General features: G+C 61.9%; 14 protein-coding genes. 8 read left to right on the forward strand and 6 right to left on the reverse strand.

Annotated elements, in window-relative coordinates; all coding sequences use genetic code 11:
* Positions 1 to 101: 101 nt before the first annotated feature.
* The gene (locus tag I6E56_RS12880) at positions 102 to 563 is read left to right on the forward strand and encodes a hypothetical protein (RefSeq protein WP_197138898.1); all 462 of its coding nucleotides are present in this window, start codon (positions 102 to 104) and stop codon (positions 561 to 563) included.
* Positions 564 to 573: 10 nt separating this feature from the next.
* Here the strand turns inward: I6E56_RS12880 and efeB are convergent, their stop codons facing one another.
* The 3 genes from efeB to efeU form a co-directional block, all read right to left on the reverse strand.
* A complete protein-coding gene (gene efeB / locus I6E56_RS12885) occupies positions 574 to 1,845 on the reverse strand; it encodes an iron uptake transporter deferrochelatase/peroxidase subunit (RefSeq protein ID WP_197138899.1) in 1,272 nt (423 codons plus the stop codon).
* 71 nt (positions 1,846 to 1,916) lie between these two features.
* On the reverse strand, positions 1,917 to 3,089 hold the full coding sequence (efeO, locus tag I6E56_RS12890) for an iron uptake system protein EfeO (RefSeq protein WP_197138900.1): 1,173 nt from the start codon (positions 3,087 to 3,089) through the stop codon (positions 1,917 to 1,919).
* A complete protein-coding gene (efeU, locus tag I6E56_RS12895; RefSeq protein ID WP_197138901.1) occupies positions 3,089 to 3,946 on the reverse strand; it encodes an iron uptake transporter permease EfeU in 858 nt (285 codons plus the stop codon). Before efeU ends, efeO begins: the two co-directional genes overlap by 1 nt.
* Before the next feature lie 115 nt (positions 3,947 to 4,061).
* Here efeU and I6E56_RS12900 point away from each other — a divergent pair, with 115 nt between their 5' ends.
* From I6E56_RS12900 to I6E56_RS12915, 4 genes are all read left to right on the forward strand, one after another.
* The gene (locus I6E56_RS12900) at positions 4,062 to 5,216 is read left to right on the forward strand and encodes a PIG-L family deacetylase (RefSeq protein ID WP_197138902.1); all 1,155 of its coding nucleotides are present in this window, start codon (positions 4,062 to 4,064) and stop codon (positions 5,214 to 5,216) included.
* Complete coding sequence (gene fdxA / locus I6E56_RS12905) at positions 5,213 to 5,548, forward strand: ferredoxin (RefSeq protein WP_197107380.1); 336 nt, start codon at positions 5,213 to 5,215, stop codon at positions 5,546 to 5,548. The genes I6E56_RS12900 and fdxA overlap by 4 nt, the downstream gene beginning before the upstream one ends.
* A complete protein-coding gene (gene dapC / locus I6E56_RS12910; RefSeq protein WP_197138903.1) occupies positions 5,548 to 6,654 on the forward strand; it encodes a succinyldiaminopimelate transaminase in 1,107 nt (368 codons plus the stop codon). The genes fdxA and dapC overlap by 1 nt, the downstream gene beginning before the upstream one ends.
* 99 nt (positions 6,655 to 6,753) lie before the next feature.
* On the forward strand, positions 6,754 to 8,049 hold the full coding sequence (locus tag I6E56_RS12915) for a citrate synthase (RefSeq protein WP_197138904.1): 1,296 nt from the start codon (positions 6,754 to 6,756) through the stop codon (positions 8,047 to 8,049).
* Between the two features lie 75 nt (positions 8,050 to 8,124).
* Here the strand turns inward: I6E56_RS12915 and I6E56_RS12920 are convergent, their stop codons facing one another.
* Both I6E56_RS12920 and dapD read right to left on the reverse strand, forming a co-directional pair.
* Complete coding sequence (locus I6E56_RS12920) at positions 8,125 to 9,255, reverse strand: hypothetical protein (RefSeq protein WP_197138905.1); 1,131 nt, start codon at positions 9,253 to 9,255, stop codon at positions 8,125 to 8,127.
* Between the two features lie 219 nt (positions 9,256 to 9,474).
* Complete coding sequence (gene dapD / locus I6E56_RS12925; protein ID WP_197138906.1) at positions 9,475 to 10,416, reverse strand: 2,3,4,5-tetrahydropyridine-2,6-dicarboxylate N-succinyltransferase; 942 nt, start codon at positions 10,414 to 10,416, stop codon at positions 9,475 to 9,477.
* A 26-nt stretch (positions 10,417 to 10,442) separates the two neighbouring features.
* On the opposite strand from dapD, the gene dapE reads away from it, so the two are divergent.
* The 3 genes from dapE (at position 10,443) to I6E56_RS12940 (ending at position 13,036) form a co-directional block, all read left to right on the forward strand.
* Positions 10,443 to 11,540, forward strand: a complete 1,098-nt coding sequence (gene dapE / locus I6E56_RS12930) for a succinyl-diaminopimelate desuccinylase (RefSeq protein WP_197138907.1) — start codon at positions 10,443 to 10,445, stop codon at positions 11,538 to 11,540.
* On the forward strand, positions 11,522 to 12,769 hold the full coding sequence (locus tag I6E56_RS12935; RefSeq protein WP_197138908.1) for a mannosyltransferase family protein: 1,248 nt from the start codon (positions 11,522 to 11,524) through the stop codon (positions 12,767 to 12,769). The genes dapE and I6E56_RS12935 overlap by 19 nt, the downstream gene beginning before the upstream one ends.
* Before the next feature lie 93 nt (positions 12,770 to 12,862).
* Positions 12,863 to 13,036 carry a DUF3117 domain-containing protein gene (locus I6E56_RS12940; protein ID WP_197107374.1) on the forward strand — a complete coding sequence of 58 codons (174 nt, stop codon included), beginning with the start codon at positions 12,863 to 12,865 and terminating at the stop codon, positions 13,034 to 13,036.
* A 111-nt stretch (positions 13,037 to 13,147) separates the two neighbouring features.
* Here I6E56_RS12940 and uvrA read toward each other — a convergent pair whose 3' ends face one another.
* Positions 13,148 to 15,622 (reverse strand): excinuclease ABC subunit UvrA, encoded by a 2,475-nt coding sequence (gene uvrA, locus I6E56_RS12945; RefSeq protein ID WP_197138909.1) that lies wholly within the window; start codon positions 15,620 to 15,622, stop codon positions 13,148 to 13,150.
* Positions 15,623 to 15,627: the final 5 nt, after the last annotated feature.

Here is a 15,627-nt window from a genome sequence, read left to right on the forward strand (position 1 = left end):
ATCTGCGCGGAGTACGATGCAGCTACGGTCATCCTGATCGTGGCTGCATCGTTGGTTAACCACCAATTCAGTCGCCCCGCCGCGTCACTTCTGGAGTAGTCATGTTGAGCGCCCGCCGCAGTGTTAGCGCATCTTTCGCCCTCGTTCTGGCGCTGGCCATTACGCCTGCGCTCTCGGGATGTTTCGGTGACAACCCCATCGGCGGCATCGTAGAACAAGCTACGGGCGGAAAAGTGAGTCTCGGCGGCGATGAGATTCCCGAAGGGTTCCCCAGCGCTGTGCCGCTGGCTGATGGCGAAGTGCAGTTTGGTATCGCCGCTGGCGATGGAGACAGCCGCGGCTACAACGTCACCATGTTGACGGGCGCAGATTCGCCCCTCGAGGCAATCGAGGCTCAATTTGCGGATGCCGGCTACGAGTCACAAGTGCAAGCGAGCGGTGCGGACGGTGTCGGTTCGGTTCTCTTTTCGAACGACTCTTGGAACGTCGTTGTGCTCGTCGCCACGACAGACGACGGGTTCACCGCGAACTACACCGTCGCTCCCGCGTCAATGGGGGAGTAGGCCAGCCCTGCTAGGCGAGGTCGAACATCCCGGCACCGACGAAACTCCCGGATTGTGCTCCCGGCGGCACAGCAAAGATCGCTGAGCCGACGTAGCGCACGTATTCATTCATGAGGTCGTTGCGTGAGAGCGCGAGCTGAATGGGAACGAACTGGGTTTCTGGATCACGCTGGAAGCTGATGAAGAACAGGCCGGCATTGAGCCGCCCGAGCTCGTCGTTGCCATCCACGAAGTTGTAGCCGCGTCGCAGAAGCTGCGCGCCACCGTGCGTGTCGGGGTGGGCGAGCTTCATGTGTGAATTGTCGTCAATCAGCGGCGCATCGTCTCGGCCAGCCTGATCGAAGTCGGGGTCGGTGAATTCGGAGCCGCCGCTGAGCGGTGCGCCTTCACCCTTGGTGCGCCCGAAGATCGTCTCTTGTTCACGCAGTGAGGTGCGGTCCCAGGTTTCGATGGTCATGCGAATCTTGCGGCTCACGAGATAGGAGCCGCCGGTCATCCATGAACTTCCATCGCTGGATGCTGCCCACACATAGTCGTTGACGCCTTCTGTTTCTTCTGCGCGAAGATTCGCGGTGCCATCTTTGAAGCCGAACAGGTTGCGGGGCGTCTTCTGCGCTTGCGTTGTGGAGGAGGTTCGGCCGAAGCCGAGCTGAGACCACCGCAGTGTGGCGCGGCCGAACGCGATACGAGAGAGGTTGCGGATGGCGTGCACGGCGACCTGTGGGTCGTCACTGCACGCTTGGATGCAGAGGTCGCCTCCGACGAGTTCGGGCAGGAGGGCGTCGCTGGGGAACTTAGGAAGGTCGATCAGGGCCGATGGTCGCTTGCTGGCGAGGCCGAACCGATCGTCGAATAGCGTGGCGCCGAAGCCGAACGTAATCGTGAGCCCACCCGGCGGTAGGTCGAGAGCTTCGCCCGTGTCATCCGGCGGTGCATCGTAGGGTCCACTCGCGGGACCGTAGTCGCCCGCAGCTTCGCCCGTCGTCATGCGCGCAGAGGCGTAGCTCCAGTCTTGGAGCAATTCGATGAGTTCATCGCGAGAGATGTCGTTGACATCAAACGCGGCGAAGTGCAACCGATCTTGCGCCGGGGTGATGATGCCAGATTGGTGATCGCCGAAGAAGGGATACGTGGCGGCGACATCGTTGCCGGTCGTTGATGAGCCGTCACCACCGCCGAACGCGAAAGCGCCACCGACGCCAAGCCCGGCGCCGACAACGCCAGCTCCGGCGAGGCCGAGGAGGCCGCGCCGGGAGAGACCCTTGGTGTCATCTGTCGGCATTGCTGTTCTTTCGTTGTGGGGCGGTGGGCGGCGGTTGCTCTCAGCAGCGGCCCAGGATGTGTGGAGTGGAGTTAGAGCACCAGCACCGCGGTGAGGCGGGAGAGGGGCTCAGCGAGTGCATTGACCTGATCGGAGAACGCGCGAATCTCGCTCGTGGAGAGTTCAGTGTAAAGACGGAATCCATCGCCCTCCTTTTGAGCATCGAGTAACGTCTGCAGCTCGTCGAATTCGTCGTCGAGGGTGGCCGCAAGATCGGCATCCTTCTCTACGAGAATGTCGCGAACGCCGTCGTAGAGCACGCGAGCGCCATCGATGTTGGCTTGGAAATCCCACAGATCAGTGTGCGACCAGAACTCTTCTTCTCCGGTTACCTTGCCGCTGGCCACCTCATCGAGGAGGCCAATCGCGCCGTTGGTTTGCTGATCGAGAGTAAATTCGAGATCCTGCACGTTGCTGTACAAAGTGTTGGTGTCTTCCACGAGTTGCGAGGCAAGGGCTTCACGCTTCGCCTGATCGTAGGCTTCGAAGCCAGCTTCGGCATCCGCAGGCCAGAGGTCTTTCTCCATGGCGTGCCAGCCGGTCCACTCTTGACCGTCTTCAAGGTCGGCTTCGCGCAGATCCATGCGGGGGTCGAGGTCACCGAACGACTCAGCGACTGTTTCGACACGCTCCCAGAACACGCGGGTGGGGGCGTAGAGAGCGCGGGCCGCGTCGTCGTCGCCAGCGATATACGCGGCAGCGAAGTCTTCCGTGCCCACGACGAGGTTCTCGATCTGGTCCTTGACGTAACTCTTGTAGTTGGCGTTCGCCGCGGCCACCTGTTCGGCGGTGTCACCGCTGAACGACAGGTCTGCGCCAGAATCGGTCACAGTGAACGCGGCCGTGCCAACTCCCTCGCCGATCATGCCCGGCTTGCAGACCGTGAAGTAGTCACCGGGTTGGGCGAGCACGACGAGATCGCGACTGATGCCTGGCCCAATGTTCTCGACCTCGCCGACGATGCGCAGGCCGTCATCGGCCAGCAAGTAGAACTCGGTGACCTGGTCGCCGGAGTTCGTGACAGAGAATACGAGGTTGCCGCTTGGCGCTTCAGTCGCGCTCACTACGCAGTCCGTGGCGCTGCTGTCGACGGTGATGGTGCCGCCGGCTGTGGCGTCAGTGTTGTTAGGAACGCAGCCAGTGAGGGTGAGAGCAGCGACAGTTGCCACGGCAGCGAATCCGTAGCGGGTGGGGCGGGTGGTCATCAGGCTCCTTGAGTGCTGAGTTGTGCTTCGGGCAGCAGTGGCTTATCAGCACGCTTGTTGCCGCGAACAGTGCGGATGAAGATTGTCATGATGCTGCCGACGTAGGCGAGCCACACAGCGGCTTCGAGCCAGGTCGTGGCTGGAGAGAAGTTGAGAGTGCCTTTGAGCAACGTGCCGTACCAGCTGTCGGGCGGGATGACCGCACTCACATCGAAGGCGAGAGCGTGCAGGCCCGGCAGTACGCCGGCCTCCTGCAGGTCATGCACGCCATACGAGAGCACGCCGGCGGCCACGATGATGAGGATTGCGCCCGTCCAAGTAAAGAAGCGAGTGAGGTTGATGCTGACGACACCGCGATAAATGAGATAGCCGAGCACAATCGAGGCAGCGATGCCGAGCGCTGCGCCCGTCAGAGGGAGAGCAGTCGAACCACTCGCCTGTACTGCTGCCCAAATGAAGAGGGCCGTTTCGATACCTTCGCGACCAACCGCGAGGAACGCAACGAGAACGAGGCCCCAGCCGGCACCCGTGAGGTGCGAGTCAACCTCGCTGCGGAGTTCGCGACCGAGGCCGCGTGCTGCGCGCAGCATCCAGAAAATCATCCAGGTGACAAAGGCGGTGGCAACGATAGAGAGGATGCCGCCGATGAGTTCTTGAGCTTGGAACGACAGGCCGTAGGCGCCGAAGGTGAGACTCGCACCGAGGCCGAGCGATAGCACGACGGCGATGGCCACTCCGAGCCAAATGCGGGGGAGGACATCGGTACGATCGATCTTGCGAACATAGGCGATCAAAATGCCAACAACGAGCGCAGCTTCGAGGCCTTCTCGCAGGCCGATCAAGAAATTTGCGAGCACGAGACTCTCTTGTCTATTGAGTTCTGGACAGGTTGGTAAGCCTAACCTAAGCAACCGTAATTCGGCTACCTGTGCTTATTCTGTTTACTGCAGAATAAATGGGGGAGGAACGGCCGTGAAAGATCGCGCACAGCGGGTGTTGGTTGTTGCCGCGCGCCCAGAAGATGAGGCGTACGTTTTCGGCGCCACCATTGCGACCCTCGTTCAGCGGGGCACCGAGCTCATCGTGCTCAGCTGCAGCAACAACGCGACTGCCGCGATCTCAGCATCGCCCTCAACAGGGAGCGTGCCAGAGACGGTCTCGCACGGCGCCGCAGTGCCGAATGTGGGAACCGCAAGCGCTTCGACCGGCAGTACTGCGCCGTTGAGCGCTGCGCACGTAGACGCTGACACCGGCGAACGGCCAGTAGTTTCTGTCGACGAGGTCGTCCGCGAGATCCTTGGCATCACTTCTCACCACTTCTTGCGTGAAGACAACGGCCGCCAGTTCGTTACCCTCGATGCCCGCGCCCTTGCCTCCGACTTGGCCGCAGCAATCACCTCGCTGAAGCCGGATGTCGTCGTCAGCTACGCCAAAGAAGCCAGTGGTACGGCGCGCGGCGCTGAGGCCCTGCTCGTGCACGAGGCCACGGCGCTAGCGACAGAGCTTGCGGGGGTGCCTTTCTATACGGCATCCGCTGTTCCTGTTGATCGCGGGGTTGTCGTGTCGTCGGCGACGGCTCTCGCATTCAAGCGTCGGGCGACAGAGATTTATCGCAACGACGTTCCAGTGGGGGAGAGCATCTCGACGCCGCCGGAGTATTTGCGTCGATTGCGTCGTCGCGAACTGGTGATTGGTGAACGCAGTCGTCTAGAGCGCATCGTCTTGGCGCTGGTCTCCCTCGCTCTCGGTGGATTGGTCGGTCTCGTCTTGACGGCGGTGCACCAGTCAGCGTTTACGATCGGTAGTGTCCGTATTCCGTGGGGAATTGTGGTGTCAGTCACCCTCGTGACAGCGCTCATTCTGGGGCTGCGGTTGATCTACGACACTCGGGTTGCAGCGGGTTTCGCGTCGCTCGGAGTCCTTGTCATGTCGGCTTTGCTCGCAGCAGTGATGCCAGGCGGAAACATTTTGATTCCGGCAAACATCGCCGGGTACGTGTGGACTTTTGCGCCGGTGCTTGTGGTGCTCATTGTGGTGGGGTGGCCTCGGGTGAACCGTCAGGTTTCGTCGGCGAGCCGCGCTAACATTGAGTTGAACTCTCCCGTGAAAGGTGCGGATATCTCTTGACCTACGTCATCGCTCAGCCCTGTGTCGATCTGAAGGATCGCGCGTGTGTAGATGAATGCCCAGTCGACTGCATTTATGAAGGCGACCGCATGCTCTACATCCACCCGGATGAGTGCGTTGACTGTGGTGCGTGCGAGCCGGTGTGTCCGGTTGAGGCCATCTATTACGAAGATGACCTGCCCGATAAGTGGGCCGACTACTACAAGGCCAACGTTGAGTTCTTTGATCTTCTCGAGGTGAGCTCGCCCGGTGGAGCAGCAAAGGTTGGTGTGATCCCCAAGGATCACGCCCTCATCGCAGCCCTGCCTGAGGGCGGCGGGTCCTCAGACTAATGACGCGTACGCCGTTGGCTCTCCCCGATTTTCCGTGGGATTCTCTTGTGCCGTACGGCACTATTGCGCGCACGCACCCCGACGGGTTTGTTGACCTGTCGGTAGGGTCGCCCGTTGACCCAACCCCCGCGGTTATCCGCGAAAGTTTGGCGACAGCCACGGATGCTCACGCTTACCCCACGGCCATGGGCACGGTTCAACTTCGCGAGGCCATCGTGGAGTGGTTCGAGCGGCGCCGTGGTGTGCCAGGGCTCACCGTCAACAATGTTCTTCCGACCGTCGGGTCTAAAGAGTTGGTGGCGCTTCTGCCGCTGCTGTTGGGGCTCGGCAAAGACGATGTCGTCGTGCACCCCTCGGTCGCGTACCCGACCTATGCCATTGGGGCAGCCATGGTTGGTGCTACTGCTGTGGCATCCGACGATCCTGCGTCCTGGCCCGAAAACACTGCTCTCGTGTGGCTGAATAGCCCGGGCAACCCCGACGGTCGCGTTGCTGACGTTGACGAGTTGCGGGCTGCGGTTGCTCGCGCTCGCGAGTTGGGCGCGGTGATCGCCTCAGACGAGTGCTACGCCGAACTCAACTGGAATGGCCCTGACCCGACACCATCCATTCTTGATCCCGAGGTTATTGGCAGCGATCGGTCGTCAGTGCTTGCGGTGTATTCGCTCAGCAAGCAGTCGAATTTGGCAGGGTACCGTGCCGCTTTTGTGGCCGGATGCTCGGGACTCATCTCAGAGCTACTCACCGTGCGCAAACACGTCGGACTCCTCGTGCCCGGACCTGTGCAAGCTGCGATGGTCACTGCTCTGCAGGATGACGCTCACGTTGCGGTGCAGCGTGAGCTTTATCGTGCACGTCGCGCCAAGCTGCTGCCCGCTTTGAAGCGTGCGGGATTCTTCGTGGATGACAGCGTGGCTGGCCTCTACGTGTGGGCAACAAAGAACGAAGACTCGTGGCAGACGGTTGGCGATTTGGCGCAGTCCGGCATCCTCGTGGTTCCCGGTGCTTTCTACGGCGAAAGCCCTGCGCGTCACGTTCGAATCGCCCTCACAGCGAGCGACGAGACCATTGCCGACGCGGTCGCTCGGCTCGATTTGCTCGCTTAAGTGCACTAACTGGCCAAGGCCTTGTCGTTGACCTCTAAAACTGGTCGGGGTTGGTTGGTTGGTGTGACAGTGGCCATTCAACCCTTGTAGGCTGTAGCGGTGAATGAAGCCCCTCAAGACCCAGAGAAGGCCACCCTCCATTTTCCGGGCGGTGCTGCAGAATTTCCCATTATCCGTGGGGTCGATGGTCACAACAGCATCGATATCTCCACCTTTATGAAGCAGACCGGTTACACGGCGCTTGATCAAGGTTTCGTGAACACGGCGTCAACTCGCAGTGAGATCACGTACATCGATGGAGACCGTGGAATCCTGCGTTACCGCGGGTATGCGATCGAAGATGTCGCGGCCAACTCCACCTACCTCGAAGTAGCGTGGCTGCTGATCTACGGCGAACTGCCGTCGAAGTCGCAGCTCGAAGAATTTGACGAGAAAATCCGTCGGCACACGCTGCTGCACGAAGATCTTCGCCGCTTCTTTGACGCTCTCCCGCCGAGCGCGCATCCGATGTCCGTGCTCTCCAGTGCGGTTTCGGCGCTCTCAACATATTACGAAGACTCTCACGACGTGCGTGACCCCGAGCAGGTCGAGATCTCGACCATCCGTTTGCTGGCAAAGCTGCCCGTCATTGCGGCCTACGCTCACAAAAAGTCACTCGGTCAAGCACTGCTCTACCCCGACAACTCAATGAGCTTTGTCGACAACTTCTTGCAGCTCAACTTCGGCAACATGGCCGAGAAGTACGAGGTTAACCCCGTGCTGAGCAAGGCGCTCGACCGCCTGCTGATTTTGCATGAAGACCACGAGCAGAACGCGTCCACCTCAACGGTGCGCCTGGTCGGCTCGACCGAAGCCAACATCTTCGCTTCGATTTCCGCCGGTATCAACGCTCTCTACGGTCCGCTTCACGGTGGCGCCAACGAGGCTGTTCTCAAGATGCTTGGCGAGATTCAAGAGTCGGGCGAAGGCGTTCAGAAGTTCGTCGACCGCGTGAAGCGCAAAGAAGATGGCGTGCGCCTGATGGGCTTCGGCCACCGCGTGTACAAGAGCTTCGACCCGCGAGCGCGTCTGGTCAAGGAGAGTGCCGATGAGGTACTTGCCAATCTAGGCGTCAGTGACCCGCTGCTCGACATTGCTCGCGAACTCGAAGAGGTCGCCCTTGGCGATGACTACTTCATCGAGCGCAAACTGTATCCCAACGTCGACTTCTACACCGGTGTTATTTACAAGGCAATGGGTTTCCCGCCGCGCATGTTCACGGTGCTCTTCGCTATCGGCCGCCTGCCGGGCTGGATCGCCAACTGGCGTGAAATGAACCAAGACCCCAAGACCAAAATTGGTCGCCCGCAGCAGCTCTACACGGGCCCTGGAGCCCGCGACTGGCCGCAGCGCTAGAACTGCAGCAGCCTAACGTCAAACGGCCGGCTCCCTTCGGGGTGTCGGCCGTTTCGCGTTCTGTGCGAGCGCTGGCTAGTCGAAAGCGGGAACGTCGAGGCGATAGACCTCGGCATCCATGCCGCAGGAGCCGCCATCGGAATTGAAATAGACGTGGGTGAATGATCGGTTGACCACGGCGTGGGTCTCGGTCCAGTAGTCCTCACCGCAGTTGTAGGTGTGGGCGAGATTGAGGATGCGGCCGCCGTCGAGTTCAATCGCCATCACCTTTTCGCAGGTCCAGGCACCCTCGGCGTTGCAGTTGTAGGTGGACACCACGACCCACCCTGGCTTGTCATACCCTTTTCCAGAGATGTGCATCGAGGTATTGGCATCGTCGTAGGCATCGAAGAGTGTGGTGCGCTCTAGCGAGTCCATGTCGACCGAGGTCAAAAAGCCCGCGGTTTCGCTCGCGGAGTCAAAATCGATATAGACGTACGCATCCCGGCCGTCGGCGGAGAGGGCGATGTCACTGTGCTCGCTCGCCTCGGTCAGTAGGCGTTGGTTACTGAGGTCAGCGTCGTAGACGTAGGTTCCAGACTCAGCGGAGGCCACCACGTATTTACCAGTAGGGGAGGCGCTGACCCAGTCCGTGCCAGCGGGCAGTTGGCTTGTGCCAAGAACTGTATCGGAGGCAAGGTCGTAGCTGACCATCCCGAGCGGCTGTTCATCAGCGTTGTAGACGATCCAGGCATAGATGGCGCCGTCGCTGCTTGGAGATCCTTCACTCCGATCCTTCATATAGTCCGCGCCGGGGAACACGTTCGTGATGGCTTCGGTGAGGTCGGCGATGATGGCGGATTCTCCGGTGGTGACGTCGAGCTCATGAAGCGTGAGGTCGCCCTCGGAGGAGTTGGGGCCCTCCAGATAGCGGATCAGGTGCGGATCGCTGGGGTGCCACTGGGGTTCGGCATCCGGGTGGATGGGGAGGGCGCTTAGAAGAGAGGCGTCAGCGGTGGAGTACACGTGGTATTCGGCGTCACCGTGGTACGTGAAGAATAGCGAGCCGTCGGCGTTCTCGGCCTGCCGACGACTGTAGCTGTTGCGATCGAAGCGGGTGCCCTCGGCCGAAGTCACGCGCTGAACTGTAGTGCCGTAGACGGGATCAGTTTCGACGCTGCCGAGGGCTGGCTTCTGCCACGTTTCGTCGGGGGCCGTGGCATCCATTCCCCACGTGAGTGCGTCGCTGTTGCTCGCCGCAACGGGGGCGGGGGTGAGCTCAGGGGCAAGCGCGTTCTCGGCACTGGTGCACGCGGTGAGCGCAATAGTGGCTGCGGCGACGATCGCGGCTGCGCGATAACCGCGCAGCCGCAGTGTCGTACGGGGGCGGGACGCAGTGAAAGTTGTGATGCCGAACTCCTTTGTTTCCCCCGGTGGATGGGTGCGTTAGGCGTGCAGCGCGGTGTTCAGCTCGACCCCGCTACCGCTGCGAGGCAATACCTCGACGGCCCCCGTGACAGAGTTGCGGCGGAACAGCAGTCCGTTGACTCCGCTGAGCTCGACGGCCTTGACTCGGCGCGGCGTCGCCGAACCATCAATGATGGTGACCTTCGTGCCGGCCGTGACGTAGAGCCCGGCTTCGACGACGGTGTCGTCACCAATGGCGATTCCGATTCCCGAGTTGGCGCCGAGTAGAGCGCGCTCGCCGATCGAGACGCGTTCGGTGCCGCCACCGCTGAGGGTTCCCATGATGGATGCTCCACCACCGATATCGGCACCGTCACCCACGACGACACCCTGCGAGATGCGGCCCTCGACCATCGAGCTACCGAGCGTGCCGGCGTTGAAGTTGACGAAGCCCTCGTGCATGACGGTGGTTCCGGGGGAGAGGTAGGCGCCGAGGCGAACGCGCGAAGCATCGGCGATACGCACGCGTTCGGGCAGAACGTAGTCGAGCATCCGCGGGAACTTGTCGATGCCGGTCACGACGATGCCGTGACGCTTGAGCGAGACGCGCAGTTCGCGGAAGTCGTCGGGGTGCACCGCTCCGGCGTTGGTCCAGACGACGATCGGCAGTGCGCCAAAGAGGCCGTCGAGGTTGATGCTGTTGGGCTTCACGAGCAAGTGGCTGAGCAGGTGCAGACGCAAGTAGGCATCGGCAACGTTCTGCGGTGCGGCATCCAAATCGATCTCAACAGTCACGAATTCGGTGCGCACGCGACGACGCTCGTCGGCGCCCAAGTGCTCTTCGAGGTCGGCGGGAGTGTAGTGCGGGTCAGTGCCCTCAGGGATAGCTCCCAGGTGCGGAGCGGGGAACCACACATCAAGTGTTGTTCCATCGCTGGCGATTGTTGCGAGTCCGTATCCCCATGCTGTGCGCGAAGTCATGCATCAAGGTTACTTACACTGGGTGCATGCCTGCGACCGATCTCACTGTTCCCGTGCTCGATTTGGGTGCCTCAAGCCCCGACCTGACCCGCCAGATCTGCGATATCGAGTCGGTCTCCGGCAACGAGCAGCGCATTGCGGATGCCGTAGAGGTGGCCCTCAAGGCGTTCAGCCACCTTGAGGTGATTCGGGATGCGGATGCCGTTGTCGCCCGCACGAACGGCGGAAAGGCGCAGCGCGTGGTGATTGCCGGGCATCTCGACACTGTTCCGGTGAACGAGAACCTGCCGACGACGCTGGAGATGATCGACGGCGAAGAGCACCTCGTGGGCCGCGGCACCGTCGATATGAAGGGCGGCGTGGCGATCGCGCTCAAGCTCGCCGCAGAACTCACTGACCCCGCCGTTGATGTGACCTGGATTTTCTACGACCACGAAGAAGTTGCAGCAGACCTCAACGGGCTCGGCCGTATCGCACGCAACCGTCCCGATCTGATGGCGGGTGACTTCGCAATCATTGGTGAACCGTCGAACGCCACGGTCGAGGGCGGCTGCAATGGCACCGCCCGCATCGACATCCATCTCACCGGGTTGCGCGCGCACTCTGCGCGTGCGTGGATGGGCGAGAACGCCATTCACGCTGCGGCTCCGGTGCTCGACATCCTGGCCGCTTATGAGCCTGAGCAGCACGAGGTCGATGGCCTCGTCTACCGCGAGGGACTCAACGCCGTGGGCATCACCGGTGGTGTTGCCGGCAATGTGATTCCGGATGCCGCGACAGTGACCGTGAACTTTAGGTTCGCCCCCGACCGCAGTACCGAGCAAGCGATCCAACACTTGCGTGAGGTCTTCGCTGGCTTCGAGTTCGAAGTCACTGACCTTGCTGGCGGCGCACGCCCCGGACTGGATGCTCCGCTCGCCCGTGATTTCCTCGCCGCGGTCGGTGGCACGGCAGCCCCCAAATATGGCTGGACCGATGTGGCACGCTTCGCTGAACTCGGCGTTCCCGCCGTGAACTATGGCCCCGGCAACCCGCTGCGCGCCCACGCCGACGATGAGCGCGTCGCTACCAGCGAGATCGTGGCGTGCGAGCAGGGACTGCGGGCGTGGCTGACGGCTCGCTAGCGTCAACCGGCTCCCTCGCCTCCGCGGTGCGCCGCGCAACAACCGCGATCCTTGCTCCCGAGCGTTGGTGGGTCGCCGTAATCGCGATCTTTGCTGCCTCGCGGGTCGTGACGACGTCGCTGCTGTTGTGGTTCGCCTCGATTCAAGGCCAGAACCCGTGGACGGGCCCCGCTCCCGACTACTTCTCGTTCGCGAAGATTTGGGACGGCCACTGGTACTACATCATTGCGTTGGCCGGGTATCCGACGGAGCTGCCGCTGACCGATGACGGTCATGTTGGTGAGAATGCGTGGGCGTTCATGCCTGCGTATCCCTTCCTAGTGCGATTCGTGATGACGCTGACGACGCTTGATTTTGCTGTGGCAGGAGTCATGGTTTCGGTCGCGTTCTCTCTCGGAGCGGCACTGCTTTTCTACCGCGTGATGCACCTCGTCTTGCCTGCGCGGACCGCCCTCTTTTCGGTCGCGATCTTCTGTTTCGCACCACTGTCGGCCATCCTGCAGGTCGCCTACGCCGAGTCGATGTATCTCTTCTTGCTGACCCTTGCGCTGTATTGGTTGATGAAGCGCCAGTATTGGATGCTGTTCCCCGTGATCGCGATCATGTCTCTGACGCGCCCGAGCGGCTTGGCGTTCGCGCTCGCGCTCGGGCTCCACGTTGTTTATCGCTGGTGGATTCGTCGCAGCGAGGAGTTTCCGCCGCGGGAGCGGGTTGCTGCTGTCTCGGCGACGGTGTTCAGTCTGATCATGGGGTTTGCGTGGTTGCTGATTGCCGCTGCCGTTACAGGGTCTCTCTCGGCGTATACCGATACCGAGCTCGCGTGGCGGGCATCCTATGTCGGCTATGGCGAGTTGGTGCCGTTTGCGGCGTGGTTCCAAGGGGCCGAATTTTGGGCGCAGTGGTGGCGGATGCCGCAGTGGCTGCTGGTGGTGATGGTGGTCGCTGGCATTCTTGCTTTCTTCGTTTTTCTCCTCACCAAGCCTGCGCGACGGCTTGGCGTGGATCTACGGCTGTGGGTTGCCAGTTACGCGCTCTATCTGCTGGCCGTATTTTTTCCACAATCGAGCACGTTCCGGCTCCTCATGCCATTGTTTCCGCTGGCGGGAGCTCTCGCCTTGCCGCAGTCCCGCGTGTATCGCGGGCTGCTCCTCGCGGCGTGTATTGCCGGACAGTGGGCGTGGATCCACGTGGCGTGGTGGGTGGATGGCTATGACTGGACCCCGCCCTAAAGGTGTCCCGCGGGTGAATGACTCGACAGAGTTTCAGTATCGGCGGTTTTTGCGGGATAATAGAAAACTAGTACCGATGAAAGGGGACTATCTATGGCAGCCATGAAGCCGAGGACCGGTGACGGGCCGATGGAGGCTGTCAAAGAGGGCCGACTTATTGTCGTGCGTGTACCTCTCGAAGGCGGCGGTCGTCTCGTTGTTTCTGTTAACGATGATGAAGCAAAAGAACTACACGATGCACTCGCGGGCGTTGTAACACCCGCCTAGCACTTCATAGCCTTATTCGGCTGCTTCGCTTATGTGCGGTGGTAGTCGACGCTAAGCACCGAACACGATTATTTCGTGCTCGGTGCTTTTTCGTTTTTTCCGCGAGGGACGCTAGCGCACACGTTCGTTGCCGATCCACTCGCTCAGGTATTTCGCTGTCGCACCAGGACCAGCCGCAACGTCGTGCGGAGTTCCTGTTGCCACGATCGTGCCGCCCTTGTCTCCGCCGCCGGGCCCCAAATCGATTACCCAGTCGCTGGCAGCAATGGTGGCGAGGTCGTGCTCGACAAGCACGACAGTGTTGCCGGCATCCACGAGTCGTTGCAACTGTGCGAGCAAGAGTTCGGTGTCTGCCGGATGAAGCCCTGCGGTCGGTTCGTCGAGCAGGTAGAGCGCGTGACCGCGCCGAGCACGCTGCAGCTCGGTGGCGAGCTTGATCCGCTGCGCTTCACCGCCGCTGAGTTCTGTGGCCGGCTGACCGAGTCGCAGGTAGCCGAGGCCAACATCGCGCAGGGTGTCGAGGCTGCGCAGCGCCGAGGTGGATTCGGCGAAGAATTCTGCGGCGGTGTTGACGGTCATGCCCAGCACCTCGGCGATGTTCTTGCCGAGGTAGGTGACTTCGAGCGTTTCGTCGTTGTAGCGCGCCCCGTGGCACGTGTGGCACGGTGCGTAGGTTCCGGGCAGGAACAGCAGCTCGACCGAGACAAAGCCCTCGCCCTGACAGGTTTCGCAGCGTCCGCCGGCGACATTGAATGAAAACCGGCTGGCCGTGTAGCCGCGTTTGTGGGCTTCGTCGGTGGCCGCGAAGAGCTTGCGCACGACATCGAACATGCCCGTGTAGGTTGCAAGGTTCGAGCGCGGGGTGCGGCCGATCGGGCGCTGATCGACGAGCACCAGGCGGTCGAAGGAGTCGAGGCCGGTGGTGTCGTGGAGTGTGAGGTCGTGGAGTTGGTCATCCGACTCAGCAGCGTCATCCGGGGCGGTGCCGAGATGAGTGCGCACGGCCTGCGCGAGAACGTGGGTCACGAGCGTTGACTTGCCTGAGCCCGAGACGCCGGTGACCGCGGTCATCACGCCAAGCGGGAAGTCGACGGTGAGATCCCGGATGTTGTGCAGCGATGCCCTGTCGAGCCGCACCCACGACTCTGGGGTGCGCACCTCGCGCGCCGGGCGAGCATGCTGCGGAAAGAGATACCGGCCGGTGACAGATTCGGGCACATCCTTGAGGCCGTCGACGGGGCCGGAGTACACGAGCTGCCCGCCGCCTTCGCCAGCGCCGGGCCCGATGTCGACGATCCAGTCGGCACGCCGAATGACGTCAAGGTCGTGCTCTACAACGAACAGGGAGTTGCCGGATTCCGTCAAACGATCGAGCACTTTTAGGAGCGGTGCGGCATCTGCCGGGTGCAATCCCGCCGAGGGCTCATCGAGCACATAGACGACCCCGAAGAGGCCGGAGCGGAGCTGGGTGGCGATGCGCAGGCGCTGCGCTTCACCGGGGGAGAGCGTGGTGGAGTTGCGGCCGAGGCTGAGATAACCGAGCCCGAGGTCAAGCAGCACGTCAACGCGGGCAATGACGTCGTCACCGATGCGGCGTGCGACCTCGTATCCCTCAGTCGCGTCGTTCAGAGCGTCGCTATCACGAGCGCCCATGCCTTCGCGAAGACGGTCTGCGAGGTCAGATAGCGGCACGGCATTCATCTCGGCGATACTGAGCCCCGCGAACGTGACGGACAGCGCGTTTGCCTGCAGGCCGCTTCCGCCGCACTCGGGGCACGTCATGCTCTGCACGAAGCGGAGCGCGCGCTCGCGCATCCGCTCGCTCTGGGATTGAGAGAGCACGTTCATGATGTGCTTGCGGGCACTCCAGAACTTGCCGTTGTAGCCGTGGTCGACGCGGCCCTCTTCTGGCCGGATGAAGACGGAGGGCTGCTCTTCGGTATACAGCAGCCAATCGCGATCTTTTCGACTGAGGGTGTGCCAGGGCGCACGGGTGTCGATGCCGAGACCGTTGACGATGCTCTTGAGGTTCGCGCCCTGCCACGCTCCCGGCCACGCGGCGATAGCGCCATCGCGAATCGAGAGTGTGGGGTCGGGAACGAGAAGGTCTTCGGTCACGTCGTGCACGACGCCGAGGCCGTGGCAGCGTGGGCACGCTCCGGTCGCGGTGTTCGGCGAGAAGGCTTCGGCCGACAAATGGCTGACGCCAGCGGGGTATGTTCCGGCGCGGGAATACAGCATGCGCAACAGGTTCGAGAGGGTTGTGATCGTGCCGACGCTCGAGCGCGAGCTTGGCGCTCCGCGACGCTGTTGGAGGGCGACGGCGGGCGGGAGACCGGTGATGTCTGTCACGTCGGGCGCGCCCACCTGGTTGAGCAGACGCCGAGCGTAGGGGGCGACCGATTCGAAGTAACGACGCTGTGCCTCGGCGTAGAGGGTGCCGAACGCGAGAGAGGACTTTCCCGAGCCGGAGATGCCGGTAAAGGCGACCATGCAATCCCGCGGCACATCGAGGTCGATATTGGCGAGATTGTTTTCGCGGGCCCCTCGAACGCGCACCCAGCCGTCACGATCAATGCTGTTCATGGATG

It is taken from the genome of Salinibacterium sp. NK8237, from assembly GCF_015864955.1.
Lineage (GTDB): Bacteria > Actinomycetota > Actinomycetes > Actinomycetales > Microbacteriaceae > Rhodoglobus.